The sequence below is a fragment of the Thermococcus thioreducens genome (assembly GCF_002214545.1).
Taxonomy (GTDB): Archaea; Methanobacteriota_B; Thermococci; order Thermococcales; family Thermococcaceae; genus Thermococcus; species Thermococcus thioreducens.
In genome coordinates, this window is the sequence record NZ_CP015105.1 from 906,069 (window position 1) to 919,718 (window position 13,650).

Here is a 13,650-nt window from a genome sequence, read left to right on the forward strand (position 1 = left end):
TTCCGGAACCCTAAAATACTCCTTTCTCCAAAATCCCCCGGTGGTTCCATGCGCGGCGTTATAGTACCCCTTGTGACACCTTTCAATGAGGACTATTCTATCGATGTTCCGGCCCTTGAGGAGCACGTTGAGTTCCTCCTGAAGGCTGGAGTGCACGGAGTATTTATCAACGCGACGACCGGAGAGTTCACGAGCCTGAGCACTGACGAGAAAAAGTTTCTGGCCGAGAAGGGACGAGAACTCGTAACCTCTGCCTTCTACCTCGTCGGCACCGCATCGTCAAATACTTTCGAGGTCATCGAGCTGACGAAGCATGCCCAGGACATAGGGGCTGACTACGCCGTTATAGCCCCGCCGTACTACTGTCCCCTCAATGACGATGCCCTTTTCAGGCACTACTCGATAGTCGCCGAGAGAACTGATATTCCTATTATACTCTACAACATCCCTTCCTGCGCCAATCCCCTCAGCGTTTCCCTCATCAAGCGCCTTGCCCTGGAGTACTCAAACATCGCAGGTGTAAAGGAGACGATAGACAGCGTTAACCACGTCCGCGATGTAATCCTTGAGGTGAAGGGAGAGAGAAAGGACTTCAGGGTCTTCACCGGTCTAGACCAGCACTTTCTGAACACCCTTATCCTCGGCGGCGACGGCGGTATAATGGCCTGCGCCAACTTCGCGCCTGAGATTCACCTCGCAGTGTGGAAGGCGTTTCAGGAGAAGCGCTTCGAGGATGCCCTTGGGTATGCCCGCAGACTGGCAAAACTGTCCAAGGTCTACGACATGGCTTCTTCCTTTGGCTCCGCGATAAAGCTGGCGATGTCGGTAAGGGGCTTCTCGATAAAACCCGTCCTCAGACCTCCATACATGATGGATGGAGACGAAGTGAAGGAGGATATAAGAAAACTGCTCGCCGAGGTGCTGGGCTAGTTCACTGAATCTTGTACCTGAGGAAGGCCCCTAATCCACCAAAGGCCTTGTAGAACTGCTGGCCCTCGTCCGTGTCAAGGGAGATTATCTCCACCTCGGAGCCGCTCTCCTCCGCCATTTTTATAAGCTCCTCGGCAACGTCCCACTTCTCAAAGCTGATGTTCTGACTTCCACATTTTGGACAGTGAGTGAGCTTCTTCCTGTATATGTGGAACTCCTGCTCGCTCATCGTTTTCTCCTCGCTCCAGCCGCAGGCATTACACTTCGCCCTAACCCTGACCTTATCGTATCCCTCACTTATCAGGAGTGTGTCAACGGCACCGAGCTCAAGGGCGGTTCTGACTTCCTTCTCGCCGTATGTTATCATCCCTGTGTCCTTGACGAGGTGCCTGAAGAAGTTCTGAATCAGATGCCTCTCCTTGACGGCCTCATGGTCTTTGAGTATGTCGCTGGCCTTCTCCACGAGCTCTCTGAGCCCGTACTCGCCGTGATAGCTTATGTCAACAACACCGATTACCTTCTTCCTGAGCTCGTGGTGGAGGTAGTCGCCTTCAACGAACTCCTCCTTGGTCGGCCCCGGGCCGCCTATGATTATACCTCTCAGCTCGCCCTTCTCAAGGAGCGGGAGAAAGGCCTTGTTGGCATGCTCACCTATACGCTTCATGAACTCATGCGTTTCCTGCTCTCTAATGCGTTCGTAACGCCTCGCGGACTGACCTCCAGCTCTCGTCTTTCCTGGAACGTTTGATGTCAGCTCGTCGATGACGTCTATCCTCTTCCCGCGCAGGAGGCCTATCGTTGCTTCGTTCTTCTCGACCGTTATCAGGCCGTAGGCGTCTTTAACGCGGAGCATCTCCTCAAGGGGCTCGGTAACGAAGGTCTGGTCACAGCGGTAAAGTCTGACCTTGAGCGGTTCGGGAGGGATCACCGCCCAGAGCTTTATGTCGCTTACCCCTTCCTGCTCGCTGACGTTGCCGACGAAGAGGGCCAGGCCCGTTTCGGGTGTCTTCCTGTAGAGCTTGAGGTGCTGCATGGCTCTCTCCAGTGCACCCAAAACGTTCTTTCGCGTGGATTTGCTCTTGATGTTCTGTGCCGTTCCGTACTCCTCTCTGAGCTGCTGCATGACTTTGTTTATGTCGTAGCCCGCTGGGATATACAGGCTGACGAGTTCGGTCGCACGACCTCGATAGCTTTTGAGTTCCTCCACCTTTTTCTTGAGTTCATACATCTCGGCTGATTTGTGAGACATGAGCATCACCCCTGAAACTTCTCGCCGTTAAGGGCACGAAAAGGGAATTTATAAAGGTTTGGAGGCCTATACGAGGGATAACAGCACTAAGATGAAGACCCCCAAAACGCCACCGACGGCAACTATCAGCAGGCTCAGTGGTGTTATTTCGATGTTTGTTACTCCCAGGAAGTTGAGGAGCCCTATAAGGACGAGCCCAACTATCGTGTTGACGGCCAGCCACTTCACTACCGCCAGCGTCAGCTTAAGGACTATATAACCGACGAGGGCCAGCAGGAGGAGGAAAACCAGTATCTCAACCATCTCTACCACCTCAGAGCTTTTCGAGGGCCTCCTTTGCTATCTCCCCCAGGGGAACCCACTTTTTACCCTCGAATGGGAGTATCACCTTGTCCTCAACGTTGACTAGCTCTTCAATGTACTCCTTGGCTCCAACTGCACCGATCTCTCCCAGGAGTATTAAAGCGAATCCTTTAGTATTTTTGTCCCCTTCCCTCAGTTCATTTATGAGATCCTCAACGATGGTGTCCCTGAGACCCATTACCTTACCAGGAAATCTGCGTGTGATTTCATACGATAAAATCATTGCATTTTCCTTTACGTAGGGGTTCCTGTTCTTGGTTAACTCAATGGCTTTTGGGAGTATCTTTCCCACGTGGGGCTCGATAACCTCCCCCCTCTGCTCAATCACCATCCCTAGAAGGAGCAGTGCATCTCCCCGAATACCCGGAGCGGGATCATCCAGAAGCTCGATGAGTGCATTCAGGGCCTTTTTATCCTTTACTGCCATTGATACAATCTCGTCGAAGCGCTCTCTTTCTATGAGTTTTTTTATTTTATCTTTTTTTGAGCCAAAGGAGAGGAATCCCATGTGGCATCACCTTGAAATAGAACTAAATACCTATTTCACTAATTCACTAAAAAGGTTTGCTCTATCATTGGTTCGATATATTGCTTAAATTCTGAAAGCCTTCTGTAATCTCTTTGCCTGTACTATTCATTTGGCTCCCTGCCCATTTGGCAAGTCCTTTAATCCCTATCAGCCGGTAGATTATTATGGCCGCAATAAGCATGCCTACCGCGAACATCATAATATACTCCAAAGACGCTTGGGCGTTCCTATTCACCACTGACCACCTATGTATTTTAATACGACAAACTAAAAGCATGCTCATAATGGGTTTTATATAAAAATAAAAAGACACTTTAAAATCAGCCGCTCTTATTCAGCTCGCCAAGAGTAGTGTTCAGTTCCTGGCTGGCGTTTCCTATGGTGCTAGTGGCACTCTGAGTCCTACCTCTAAGCTGCCTGACCACAATCAGGATTATTATCAGGGCAGCCGCAATCATAAACAGGTACTCGATGGCACCCTGGGCCTTCCTCTTCATGATACTCACCCCCAAAGGATTACTTCATACATTAATGTACTGAAAAAGCTTATATAGCTTTCTCCTCAAATTTAAGTCAAATCTCCCCAATACTGTAGAAAGCACAGGGGTGGTTATGTGGAATTATTGGCTGTCCAATCCGAATCAGTCAATATTGAAGATTGTGTAAAGGATATAGTTTCAAAGTCGCAGAACATCTTATCATCCAAGCATGGCATTATACGTTCTTCAAAAATACGTCTGACATTTGGTGCTTTTATGAACCTTACAGTAACACTCCTACTCGACTCCAGTGGTAACAACCGAAAGGGAATCCTAGCTGATTACTCCCCTGGGAAACACAAGGAGGATGCAATACAAAGAACTCTGGAAAAACTTAACTCTGCGCTGCCTAGAGGTGCTCAAATTGTAGACTTTGAGATTGGGACCTACACAACCCCCGTGACAAGACGAACGTATGCGGTGGGAATTGTTGTCTACAACGCCCCTCTTGAGATAAAATCGTTCACCGAATATACAATCAAAGAGCGCAGAGAGCTATTGGCTAAAGTTCTCGAAAACTTCAACTATAATCCCAGGGTTCTTAACATCTCAGAGATAGCCAGAATGTTTGGAGTGTCCAGGGACTCCATATATTACGACATCGAACAGATTCTCAGGGACAGGAAAAGGCACTAGCCGGGGACCCACAGGGGTCTCGGCGTTGCCGAGATTACGAAGATTATAAACGCCAGAATCGCAAGCGCAAGCCGCTTCTTTGAAATTGGGGAGACCTCATCAAGCGCACCAGGATTGCCGGCTGAACCCATCAGGAGGACCAGCATGCCCCATATAAGCCAGCCGACCCAGAGAAAGCTCATGCCAATAAGAACAAGCCCCACGACCATCGTAAGATATCGATGGGTCTTTTCACCGAGGAATGAGCGGGCAATGTGTCCTCCATCCAGCTGGGCCGCTGGAATGAGGTTCAAAAACGTCACCAAGATTCCAACCCATCCAGCGATGGCAACCGGATGAAGGAACACGACAGTGTTCTCGGGGAACGTAACGATATACTTCTCAATGAGCAGGAACAGAAGGTTCTCACCGAAGGCTATTCCCCCCTGGGTTTGAGGAATTAAGTTTTGGGGCACCGGAACCGAGAGTCTGAGGCCGATTATACTAACTGGAATCGCAACTAAAAAACCCGCTATTGGACCGCTGACCCCCAAGTCTATGGCGGCGTTTCTTGTGGGCAGGGGGGACTTAACCCGTATCACCGCTCCCAGAGTTCCAAGCATGCTTGGGAAGGGTATGAAATACGGCATCGTCGCTCTAACGCCGTGATATGCAGCTGCTATCTTGTGTCCAAGCTCGTGGGTGCCGAGTATTGCCATAACACTTATCGAAAACGCGATGGCATTGATGTAGGGATTCCGTATCCCGGGAATACCGTAATAGTCCAGAACTTGAATGTATGTTAATGAAAGGTAATATCCCGCAAGTAGGGTGGTGAGGATTGTGGCTATCAGGAACAACCAGGGGAGCCACTTGTTGTCATCTTTCACTTCCCCCGCGGGAAATACGAAAAGCATGACACCATCATCACGCTTTTTGAGGGCTGCCCAGTACCCCATTTCCTCCAGTTCCCGCAGAACCTTTTCAAAATCGCTCTCAAGGATCTCACGAACCTTGAAAACGAAAACATTGCCCTCTATTCTCTCCAGATCAACGAGGTAGAACTCTCTGAGCTTGCTCTCAAGGGTCTCTGGAAGTGCTGGGGACTTTGGTTGATGGGCCGTCTGGAGGGCAAGTTCATCGGAATCGGTTTGAAACTCAACAAGAACCATGTCTCCTCCGCAAACGGGACAGCTCTTTTCGAGAAGGGCTTCAGTGGAATCCAGCGTTTCCCTGTGCTTGCAGTTGATGCACTCGTAGATTCCCCTTGGCACTTGGCTCCCCTGAATCTGAATAGTCCGGATGGCTTAAAAAGTCTATTCCTCAATTTCGACCAGCCCGCTGTCGGCATCCACACGGGCACGTTTTCCGGTGATGAGCTTTGAGACATCTATTCCGTCCACCATGGGTATCCCGGCTATTATTGCACCCGTAGCAACTATTGTCTCGGCCTCGCCGACGATTATTGCCTTTGGGGCCTTTCCGTTCTTCTTTAGAGCATAGATGACATATGAACCTACAGTTGAGCCCTTACCGCGCGGAAAGGCGAGTATTTTCCCGGCTATGCTCTGTCCCCGTATATCGCTTTCAGCGTCCGTCACAATTCCTGTTTCGGGGTCAACTCCACCTAGGAATGATAGGGGTTTTTGGGAGACTACCAGTTCTCCCTCCGCCTTTCCACCGACTATTTTTCTGCCTTTGAGCATCATTATCCCACCTCACGGAGCGTTATTAATAAGGTTCTCCACGTTATCCAGCCGTACGCTGAAGCCGAATGAACGGAAGTAGAACGCGCTCTTTCCGCTGTTGGTCGCTATCCCCCTGTACCATCCCTTGATCGGGGACACCACAAAACAGGCATCCGGAATTATTCTGCCATTGTACCTCTCTATGATGTCCGTATAACCAAGCGAGTCCGCCAGAGCTTTAACAGCCCTGCTGGCTGTTACAAACATGGGGATTCTAAGAGGTCTCCCCCGCATTTTGAGGAGTTCTGCGATTTCTTTAATCTCCGCTAGGGATGCGTGGGGACAGCCTATGAGTATCATGTCAATTTCGCTCCATTCGTCTGAGAACTGCTCTCTGACGGCTTGGATGTCAGAGTCCTCAACCGTTATCGTCTCGATTTTGTCTACGATGGCATTGCGGTATTCGGGAGTTTCCCCCTCAACATGGTAGAGGGCTATGCTTCCGCTGGCGGCCATCGCAGCGCCGAGCTCTTTGAGAAAATCCGGATTTTTCGGATTCAACCCAACAAAGTAGGGGACATCGTTTCCCAGAGCCTTTCCGAGGTGATAGCCAAGGGCGGAGTAGTCAACGAATGTCTCGACTTTGGCCTCAACGCTGATCCTGATTGTTGCCTTCCTGTTTTCTTCCAGGTGGAGGCCGTAGTTGGGGGTCTTGCCAACTATTGCCGCGGCCAGGCTTGAGGGCCCCCCTTCTCTGTTTGTCCTTGCCCCCAGGATGGAGTTTGCAAAGCTGACGGCTGAGCTTTCACTCCATGCCAGATGGTCGCCGAACTTTGGGAGATTCGCTCCGTAGTAAGGTGTGCAGGTTGAGGTTATCTCAATTCCCATCCTGCGGTAGAGCTCAAGAACCTCAATCTGCTTCTCCATAAAGTCCTCGTCACCTATCCCTGCTGGATTCAGGGTTGTATAGACGCTGACCTTTGCACCTGCATCCACAAAATCACGGAGGAATTCAACACCCGCTTTCCCTATGTTCTTGTACGAAACACCTGCTATCTGGGCGCTTTTGATCGGAATGAGCCTGTCGGCACCGTATATCTCGCCGAGGGCGACAAGTATCTCCATCGCCTTTTGAAGCGCATACCCGTATTCCCCAGTGAGTATGAGCTCCTCTTCCTTTGTCAGGTACATCTAACCACCACTATCTAAGGGACTTCTCTGCTTATAAGCCCTTGCTTCTATCGGCTAAAGTCAGGGTTCATGGGGTTTTATAACGGAAATTTTATAACCTTTTATGATAATAATTAATGCCCAATGGGGGTGTTGCCTATGGGAAGCCGGAGTAAGAAGGCAGCCTTGCTACTGTTTTTGGTGTTCAGTAGCATAACTGCAGGGCAGGTGGCGGCAGATTTCTGGGGAGGCACGTACGACGTGGTTCTGTCGGACACGGGAGCATCCTTCTACGATACTGATATTGTTGGACTGTGGCCCAACTACTATGCCTTTGTGATGAGGGGGGAAGTGGAGTCTTACTCTACGTCTTGGTATGAAGGTGAGGGACATTCCAGTATCGCGGTGATAGTGCTTGGAGTCTATTTCTTGGACTACTCCTCAGTGAAACTCACAAATACCCAGGGCTTTTCTCTGTCAAGGACATATACTCAAGCGAGCTTTACGGGGAGCTTCTATTATCCATTCCTTGATGACTATGACGGCGGACCCCGCTCCACAATGACTATGCGGTGGCACTACAAACTCGTTGGTGCAGGAACGTTTTAAGGGGGTGATGTGAGTGAGGAGGTATCTCTTTCCGGTTGTTGTAGTTCTCATCGTCCTTGGGGGTATTCTGAGCACTGCCTACGCCCTCTCCCAGCCACCCTCTCAGAGAACCTTGGCACTAGCTCTGGAAAACACGAAGAGGTACCAGTTTTCCCGTAGCGTTGAATTCAAGCAGTACAGGGTTTATATAGTCCACAACGGAAACTCGAAGAACATCCGGCGGGAGTTCTTATACAAGGGCAGGACTGTGACAAAAGGTACCGTGGATCTCACCAAAGGTGTCGTCACTGAATACGATGAGCTTTACATAAACGGTTCACTTGTGATGAAAGGTGAGGTTGTTTTTGACCTCAATACAGGAAAGATTTCCGGAACTGTAACCCTCGCCAACGGAACTAAGATGGACATACTTCAGTTCTGGGAGAGGTACTACGGAATCAATCCGGAGCAGGCTATGGCGATGATGAGGGCGAACCTGCCCACCCTGCTGCTACGCGATGTTGCCCTTGGATCCAAGAACTTCCAGGCCCTTAAGGATTCCGTTTCACTGACAGACAGGATACTTATGGGGCTTGGACTCAAGGAAAAGCTCTTTGAATATCGCTTTACTGCCAGAAACGGAGCGGAATGGAGAGTGTTTGTAAACAGTAATGGAATCCCCGTCAGATTTGAATACGACAGTGAAGACGCCAAAGTAGTGGTGGACGTAACACCGCTCGACTGACGCTCTCCCCTCTTTCTCCCTATTTTTGGCGGTTTGGCATAACTTCGTCCCGCCACAAAATTTATAAACCCTCCCCGGTTCACTAACTAACGGGTCGAGCAGCGGGGTGGGGCAGCTAGGAGTGCCCGCCGGGCTCATAACCCGGAGGTCGGAGGTTCAAATCCTCCCCCCGCTACCAGGTTCATTTTTGTGCGTTGGGGTTCATTGTTGGTGACTGATACATGCCTTTTGACACTCCCGCGCGTGCGGAGGAGCAAGGTTTTTATATTCTCTGTATTTACTGTGATTGATGGTTATGAGAAGACTTAAGGACCTCGATGTCAATGAACTTCAGGAGGTAATAGATAAGGTGAGGGCGTTTCGTTCTCAGGGGCACAGTTATGGAAAAATTGTTGAGGTGATGTCGGATGAATACAATGTTCAAATATCAAAGGCGACAGTTATTCGCTGGTGTAAAGGGACACACAGCCCCTTTAACAGAATTAAGCATGTTTCAACAGAACCCTCCCCAGAGCTTTCCTATGTAATCGGGGTTTTACATGGGTGATGGTAGTATCCACAAGAAAAGCAATGGACGCTACCTTATCAAACTTAAAGTTGTTGATAAAGAGTTTGCGGAGGCGTTTGCCAGCTCCCTTGAAAGTCTCGGGATCAAAGCCACTCTGGGTTTTGAAAGGGATTCAACGCGCGTGGACAGGTTTTATGTTGAAGGGAGCAACAAGACATTATTTCAACTCTTGAGTAGTTCAAAAGAGAATTTGTTTTTCTTGGCCGAAAAATATCCGAGGGAATTCCTCAGGGGATTTTTGATAGTGAAGGGTTCCCAACGATATACGCAGGAAAATCCTTTGAGGTTAAAGTTGGTGTGGTGAACTCAGATGTGGGCACTTTGAAATTTACTAAAAAACTCCTCCAACAATTAGGGATGAGTTCAAAGATTAGAAGGCTATACTCGAGGGGTTACAAACTTACAATTCGGGGGAGAGAATACACCTCGAACGTTGATATGTTTATCCTGCGGATTTCCCGATTTAGAGACGTTCTCCTTTTTTCCGAGAAGGTTGGATTTACCGCATTCAGGAAATCAGAAAAACTCCAAAGAGCCATCGAACTAAAAACGAACTATCCATCCTCAGAGGCCATTAATTTGTGGCTACAAGAATACACAAAGGTTGGAAGGACTACGTTAAACGAGGCAAACCTTTTTAAACCTCCCCTCAATTTCCAACGCGAAGGGGCGGCTGGCGGGAGCTGGCCGTCACCGGGAGGTGTATGGTATGGCAAGGATACACGCGAGAAAGAGGGGTAAGTCTGGTTCTAAGAGGCCACCGAGGACCGCTCCACCGACCTGGGTCGAGTACACGGCGGAGGAGGTCGAGGGGCTCGTTATCAAGCTCAGGAAGGAAGGCTACAGCGCTGCCATGATAGGGACGATCCTCAGGGACCAGTACGGCATTCCGAGCGTCAAGCTCATCACCGGCAAGAAGATAACCAAGATCCTTGAGGAGAACGGCCTCGCCCCGGAGATCCCGGAGGACCTCATGGCCCTCATCAGGAAGGCCGTCAAGCTCAGGAAGCACCTTGAGATGCACCCGAAGGACAAGCACTCCAGGAGAGGTCTCCAGCTCACCGAGAGCAAGATCAGGAGGCTCGTCAAGTACTACAGGAGAACCGGCAAGCTGCCCGCCAAGTGGCGCTACGATCCGGAGCAGGCCAAGCTCTTGGTCCGCTGATTCCCTTTCCTTCTTATAAGGTGGTAAAATGGACAGGGGCGCTTTCTTGGAGAAGGCCCGCGAGGGAGCAGAGCTAATCGGGATGCACATCGAGCTAGGGCACACTATCAGGATAGTCTCCCATCGAGACGCCGATGGTATAACCGCCGGGGCGGTTCTTGCCAAGGCCGTTGCCAGGGAAGGGGGGAGTTTCCAGCTCAGCATAGTCAAACAGCTCAGCGAGGAGCTCATAAAGGAGCTTGCTGCAGAGAAGCACAGAATATACGTCTTTACCGACCTTGGAAGCGGTTCCATGGAGCTGATAGAGCGGTATCTCGACTTCGCCACGGTTGTCGTCGCAGACCACCACCCCCCTGAGAAGGAGGAGTTTTCCACGGACTCTCACGTGCTGGTAAACCCCGTTCCCTTTGGCGCCAACAGTGTTCGAGACCTCAGCGGTTCTGGCGTCGCCTACTTCGTGGCCAGGGAGATGAACGAGAGGAACATGGACATGGCCTATATCGCCCTCGTCGGTGCCGTCGGAGATATGCAGGAAATAGACGGAACCTTCCACGGTCTTAACCTCGATATCATTGAGTACGGCAGGAAGCTGGATATCCTGGAAATCAGAAAGGAGCTCCGCCTCTTCGGAAGGGAGAGCAGGCCGCTCTATCAGATGCTGGCTTACGCCACCCACCCGGAGATCCCAGAGATAACCGGCGACGAAAGGAGGGCCATAGAATGGCTCCGGGCTAAGGGCTTCGACCCTGACATGAAGTACTGGCAGTTGAGGGAAGAGGAAAAGAGGAAACTCCACGACGCTCTTGTGATTCACCTCATCAAGCACGGTGCCCCCAAAGAGGCCATAGACAGGCTCATAGGGGATGTTGTTATAAGCCCCCTCTATCCCGAGGGCGATCCACGGCACGAGGCCAGGGAGTTCGCGACGCTCCTCAACGCCACCGGTCGCTTAAACGCCGGAACCCTGGGCGTTGCCATATGCCTCGGCGACGAGGATGCTTACCGAAAGGCAAGAAAGATGCTGGAGGACTACAAGCGGGAGCAAATCGAGGCAAGAAAGTTCCTCATCCAGAACTGGAGCATGGCCGACGAGGGAGAGCATGCGTACGTCTTCTACGCCGGCAGGAACATAAGGGACACGCTCGTGGGCATAGCGGCCAACATAGCGATAAACGCCGGCCTCGCCGACCCGGAGAAGCCCGTCGTTGTGCTGGCCGATAGCGACGAGGATCCAGACCTCGTAAAGGGCTCCGCCAGAACCACAGAGAAGGCATTGGCCAAGGGCTACCACCTGGGAGAGGCGCTCAGAGAAGTTGCAGAGAAGCTCGGCGGTGAAGGGGGCGGCCACGCTATCGCAGCGGGAATCCGCTTCCCTAAGGACAGGATAGACGAGTTCATACGGCTGTTCAACGAGGCGCTTGGAAGGCAGGTGGGGGGAAAGAGCGGTGAAGATTGAGGCCAGGGCGGAGATAGTCTGGCACTACGGCGATCCTGGAAGGGCGGGGGCCATAGCCGAGGCACTGGAAGTGGACAACGTGGGCCTTCCTGAAAGCCTAAAGAAAAGTTTAAATGTGCTAACCCGATGGGAAAATGGGGACGTCATAACAAAGGTTAAATACTCGGGTGAGATTGAGACACTCATCAAAGCGCTGGACGATTTGGTGTTTTCAATCAAAATCGCCGAAGATGTTACCGAAAAGGTGTGAACTGGAGGTGTTGAGATGGCAAAGGGTAACCCTAGGAAGAGGGCTGCTGCTACCAAGGATAAGTGGAAGATGAAAGAGTGGTACATAGTTTACGCTCCGGACTTCTTCGGAAGCAAGGAGATCGGCCTCACTCCTGCCGACGAGCCGGAGAAGGTCATCGGTCGCGTTATAGAGACCACCCTCAAGGATCTCACCGGTGACTTCACCAAGGGCCAGGTCAAGCTCTACTTCCAGATCTACGACGTCAAGGGCCAGAACGCCTACACCAAGTTCAAGGGCCACACCCTCGCTAGGAGCTACATAAGAAGCCTCGTCAGGAGGAGAACCACCAGGGTTGACGGCATATTCAACATCACCACCAAGGACGGCTACAAGCTCCGCGTCATGGGCATGGTCATCGCCTACAGGCGCATCCAGACCAGCCAGGAGAGGGCCATCAGAAAGATTATCCAGGACATCATCTACAAGAAGGCCGAAGAACTCAACTACAAGGACTTCATCCTTGAGGCCGTCAGCGGCAAGATGGCTGCTGAAATAGCCAAGGAAGCCAGGAAGATATACCCGATCAAGAGGGCCGAGATCAGGAAGATCAAGGTTCTCGCCGAGCCGGAGGCCTGAAGGCCTCTCAATTCTCTATTCTCTGCGTGTCACTAGTCTGAACTTGGCCTTCTCGGCAGGCTTTTAAACCTCCCGCCGATTCCCCACTGGAGGTGCCGTCATGAAGTTCATAGTCAAAACCCAGCGGGGAATGGAGAGTGTCGCCGCCAACTACATCAGGGAGGCCATTTCAGACGCCAGCGTTTGGGCGTCTCCCATGGGATATTCTGGCCTCATCATTGTTGAAACAAGCGATGAAAACGCCGGGGAAAAGATACTCGAAATTCCCGAGGTCGAGCGCCTCATCCCCGTCATCGCTGAAGTTCCCGCCGAGCTTGAGGCGATCGTCACTACTGCCGAAAAAATTGCCCCCCTAATCAGCGAAAACGAGACCTTTGCCGTGAAGACGAAGAGGCGCGGAAAGCATGGGTTCACCAGTATGGACGTCAACCGTGAGCTGGGTGCTAGGATAAGGGAGCTTACGAACGCTGACGTGAACCTCAGCTGGCCGGACAGGGTCGTCCAGGTTGAGATAATAGGCGACAAAGCTTACATTTCAGTGGTTCCTGGGGAGGAGTTCAGAAAGTTCACGCCAGACAAGATAGACGCTAGAAAACTTTTCCGAAAGGTTACACTTGTCCAGATGCCCTACTGGGGCAATCACAAGGCCTGTCGCTCCTTCGGCGAAAAGATAGGCCGGGCTGCCCAGGCCTTTGAGGTGAAGGAACTGATAATCGCCCCCAAGGAGAAGATGGACGCCTTTGAGCTGGCCGAGTTCATAAAAGGCGTTAAAATCGGCCAGGAGAGCAGGCACCAGATACAGCGCGAGGCTTATCCCTGGAAGGTTGAGAAGGTTCCGGTGAGCGTCTGGGATCTCTATCAGGTTGTCCGTGATAAGAGGCGGGGCAAGAGACTGCTGATAATAACCGACCCCAAGGGGCCGACGCTCGCCGAGGTGAAGGATAGGCTCGCAAAGGATATGTTCTATGCAAAGGAGGTCGTAATCTTCGTTGGCTCCCGTGAGGGCATCCCAAGGGGCCTCTTCCGCTTCGCGGACTACGTGGTTGACCTTGCACCGTATATGACGTTTGCTACAGAGCACGGCATTCCGGCCGCGCTCGTTTCACTCTGGGAGGTTTACGAGGAGTACGCTCGGAAGCGGGAGAAAAAAACCTGAGTTTTTCTTTAATTCTTCAAT

19 protein-coding genes and 1 tRNA gene are annotated in these 13,650 nt (G+C 51.3%); 13 read left to right on the forward strand and 7 right to left on the reverse strand.

Going from position 1 to position 13,650, the window contains the following annotated elements; all coding sequences use genetic code 11:
- Positions 1 to 48: 48 nt before the first annotated feature.
- On the forward strand, positions 49 to 930 hold the full coding sequence (locus A3L14_RS04970; protein WP_055428667.1) for a dihydrodipicolinate synthase family protein: 882 nt from the start codon (positions 49 to 51) through the stop codon (positions 928 to 930).
- Between the two features lies 1 nt (position 931).
- Here the strand turns inward: A3L14_RS04970 and prf1 are convergent, their stop codons facing one another.
- The 4 genes from prf1 to A3L14_RS04995 all read right to left on the reverse strand — a co-directional run bounded on the left by prf1 (position 932) and on the right by A3L14_RS04995 (position 3,568).
- Entirely contained in the window at positions 932 to 2,179 is a 1,248-nt protein-coding gene (prf1, locus tag A3L14_RS04975; RefSeq protein WP_055428668.1) for a peptide chain release factor aRF-1, read from the reverse strand.
- A gap of 66 nt (positions 2,180 to 2,245) precedes the next feature.
- Positions 2,246 to 2,482, reverse strand: coding sequence for a pro-sigmaK processing inhibitor BofA family protein (locus A3L14_RS04980; RefSeq protein WP_055428669.1), 237 nt, complete (start codon positions 2,480 to 2,482; stop codon positions 2,246 to 2,248).
- A 10-nt stretch (positions 2,483 to 2,492) separates the two neighbouring features.
- Positions 2,493 to 3,050 (reverse strand): HEAT repeat domain-containing protein, encoded by a 558-nt coding sequence (locus A3L14_RS04985; RefSeq protein ID WP_055428670.1) that lies wholly within the window; start codon positions 3,048 to 3,050, stop codon positions 2,493 to 2,495.
- 341 nt (positions 3,051 to 3,391) lie between these two features.
- Entirely contained in the window at positions 3,392 to 3,568 is a 177-nt protein-coding gene (locus A3L14_RS04995; RefSeq protein WP_074631247.1) for a class III signal peptide-containing protein, read from the reverse strand.
- A 117-nt stretch (positions 3,569 to 3,685) separates the two neighbouring features.
- Between A3L14_RS04995 and A3L14_RS05000 the strand changes: the two genes are divergently transcribed.
- Entirely contained in the window at positions 3,686 to 4,246 is a 561-nt protein-coding gene (locus tag A3L14_RS05000) for a hypothetical protein (RefSeq protein WP_055428672.1), read from the forward strand.
- Here A3L14_RS05000 and A3L14_RS05005 read toward each other — a convergent pair.
- Genes A3L14_RS05005 through A3L14_RS05015 form a run of 3 tightly spaced genes read right to left on the reverse strand, consistent with a single transcriptional unit; the run spans position 4,243 to position 7,104 of the window.
- Positions 4,243 to 5,499, reverse strand: coding sequence for a site-2 protease family protein (locus A3L14_RS05005; RefSeq protein ID WP_055428673.1), 1,257 nt, complete (start codon positions 5,497 to 5,499; stop codon positions 4,243 to 4,245). The two genes, A3L14_RS05000 and A3L14_RS05005, sit on opposite strands and share 4 nt — an antisense overlap.
- 42 nt (positions 5,500 to 5,541) lie before the next feature.
- On the reverse strand, positions 5,542 to 5,934 hold the full coding sequence (locus A3L14_RS05010; protein WP_055428674.1) for a DUF126 domain-containing protein: 393 nt from the start codon (positions 5,932 to 5,934) through the stop codon (positions 5,542 to 5,544).
- Between the two features lie 9 nt (positions 5,935 to 5,943).
- Positions 5,944 to 7,104 (reverse strand): aconitase X catalytic domain-containing protein, encoded by a 1,161-nt coding sequence (locus tag A3L14_RS05015; RefSeq protein WP_074631245.1) that lies wholly within the window; start codon positions 7,102 to 7,104, stop codon positions 5,944 to 5,946.
- A gap of 138 nt (positions 7,105 to 7,242) precedes the next feature.
- On the opposite strand from A3L14_RS05015, the gene A3L14_RS05020 reads away from it, so the two are divergent.
- From A3L14_RS05020 to A3L14_RS05060, 11 genes are all read left to right on the forward strand, one after another.
- Positions 7,243 to 7,692 (forward strand): hypothetical protein, encoded by a 450-nt coding sequence (locus A3L14_RS05020; RefSeq protein ID WP_055428675.1) that lies wholly within the window; start codon positions 7,243 to 7,245, stop codon positions 7,690 to 7,692.
- Between the two features lie 13 nt (positions 7,693 to 7,705).
- Entirely contained in the window at positions 7,706 to 8,416 is a 711-nt protein-coding gene (locus A3L14_RS05025) for a hypothetical protein (RefSeq protein WP_055428676.1), read from the forward strand.
- A gap of 100 nt (positions 8,417 to 8,516) precedes the next feature.
- Positions 8,517 to 8,594, forward strand: a tRNA-Met gene (locus A3L14_RS05030).
- Positions 8,595 to 8,705: 111 nt separating this feature from the next.
- On the forward strand, positions 8,706 to 8,963 hold the full coding sequence (locus tag A3L14_RS11925) for a hypothetical protein (RefSeq protein ID WP_232473419.1): 258 nt from the start codon (positions 8,706 to 8,708) through the stop codon (positions 8,961 to 8,963).
- Entirely contained in the window at positions 8,956 to 9,288 is a 333-nt protein-coding gene (locus A3L14_RS11930; protein WP_232473421.1) for an LAGLIDADG family homing endonuclease, read from the forward strand. Before A3L14_RS11925 ends, A3L14_RS11930 begins: the two co-directional genes overlap by 8 nt.
- Positions 9,246 to 9,725, forward strand: a complete 480-nt coding sequence (locus tag A3L14_RS11935; RefSeq protein ID WP_232473441.1) for a hypothetical protein — start codon at positions 9,246 to 9,248, stop codon at positions 9,723 to 9,725. The genes A3L14_RS11930 and A3L14_RS11935 overlap by 43 nt, the downstream gene beginning before the upstream one ends.
- Positions 9,694 to 10,149 (forward strand): 30S ribosomal protein S15, encoded by a 456-nt coding sequence (locus A3L14_RS05040; RefSeq protein WP_055428677.1) that lies wholly within the window; start codon positions 9,694 to 9,696, stop codon positions 10,147 to 10,149. Before A3L14_RS11935 ends, A3L14_RS05040 begins: the two co-directional genes overlap by 32 nt.
- Before the next feature lie 28 nt (positions 10,150 to 10,177).
- On the forward strand, positions 10,178 to 11,605 hold the full coding sequence (locus A3L14_RS05045; RefSeq protein ID WP_074631243.1) for a DHHA1 domain-containing protein: 1,428 nt from the start codon (positions 10,178 to 10,180) through the stop codon (positions 11,603 to 11,605).
- The gene (locus A3L14_RS05050; RefSeq protein ID WP_055428678.1) at positions 11,595 to 11,855 is read left to right on the forward strand and encodes a KEOPS complex subunit Pcc1; all 261 of its coding nucleotides are present in this window, start codon (positions 11,595 to 11,597) and stop codon (positions 11,853 to 11,855) included. Before A3L14_RS05045 ends, A3L14_RS05050 begins: the two co-directional genes overlap by 11 nt.
- Positions 11,856 to 11,870: 15 nt before the next feature.
- Positions 11,871 to 12,473 (forward strand): 30S ribosomal protein S3ae, encoded by a 603-nt coding sequence (locus A3L14_RS05055; RefSeq protein ID WP_055428679.1) that lies wholly within the window; start codon positions 11,871 to 11,873, stop codon positions 12,471 to 12,473.
- A gap of 100 nt (positions 12,474 to 12,573) precedes the next feature.
- Positions 12,574 to 13,629 (forward strand): SPOUT family RNA methylase, encoded by a 1,056-nt coding sequence (locus A3L14_RS05060; protein ID WP_055428680.1) that lies wholly within the window; start codon positions 12,574 to 12,576, stop codon positions 13,627 to 13,629.
- Positions 13,630 to 13,650 lie beyond the last annotated feature (21 nt).

What these genes read in the sequence shown, in the direction of transcription:
- A3L14_RS04970 (WP_055428667.1), top strand. Translation starts at nt 49, where the DNA reads ATGCGCGGCGTTATAGTACCCCTTGTGACACCTTTCAATGAGGACTAT.
- prf1 (WP_055428668.1), bottom strand. Translation starts at nt 2,179, where the DNA reads ATGTCTCACAAATCAGCCGAGATGTATGAACTCAAGAAAAAGGTGGAG.
- A3L14_RS04980 (WP_055428669.1), bottom strand. Translation starts at nt 2,482, where the DNA reads ATGGTTGAGATACTGGTTTTCCTCCTCCTGCTGGCCCTCGTCGGTTAT.
- A3L14_RS04985 (WP_055428670.1), bottom strand. Translation starts at nt 3,050, where the DNA reads ATGGGATTCCTCTCCTTTGGCTCAAAAAAAGATAAAATAAAAAAACTC.
- A3L14_RS04995 (WP_074631247.1), bottom strand. Translation starts at nt 3,568, where the DNA reads ATGAAGAGGAAGGCCCAGGGTGCCATCGAGTACCTGTTTATGATTGCG.
- A3L14_RS05010 (WP_055428674.1), bottom strand. Translation starts at nt 5,934, where the DNA reads ATGATGCTCAAAGGCAGAAAAATAGTCGGTGGAAAGGCGGAGGGAGAA.
- A3L14_RS05015 (WP_074631245.1), bottom strand. Translation starts at nt 7,104, where the DNA reads ATGTACCTGACAAAGGAAGAGGAGCTCATACTCACTGGGGAATACGGG.
- A3L14_RS05020 (WP_055428675.1), top strand. Translation starts at nt 7,243, where the DNA reads ATGGGAAGCCGGAGTAAGAAGGCAGCCTTGCTACTGTTTTTGGTGTTC.
- A3L14_RS11925 (WP_232473419.1), top strand. Translation starts at nt 8,706, where the DNA reads ATGGTTATGAGAAGACTTAAGGACCTCGATGTCAATGAACTTCAGGAG.
- A3L14_RS11930 (WP_232473421.1), top strand. Translation starts at nt 8,956, where the DNA reads ATGGGTGATGGTAGTATCCACAAGAAAAGCAATGGACGCTACCTTATC.
- A3L14_RS05040 (WP_055428677.1), top strand. Translation starts at nt 9,694, where the DNA reads ATGGCAAGGATACACGCGAGAAAGAGGGGTAAGTCTGGTTCTAAGAGG.
- A3L14_RS05045 (WP_074631243.1), top strand. Translation starts at nt 10,178, where the DNA reads ATGGACAGGGGCGCTTTCTTGGAGAAGGCCCGCGAGGGAGCAGAGCTA.
- A3L14_RS05055 (WP_055428679.1), top strand. Translation starts at nt 11,871, where the DNA reads ATGGCAAAGGGTAACCCTAGGAAGAGGGCTGCTGCTACCAAGGATAAG.
- A3L14_RS05060 (WP_055428680.1), top strand. Translation starts at nt 12,574, where the DNA reads ATGAAGTTCATAGTCAAAACCCAGCGGGGAATGGAGAGTGTCGCCGCC.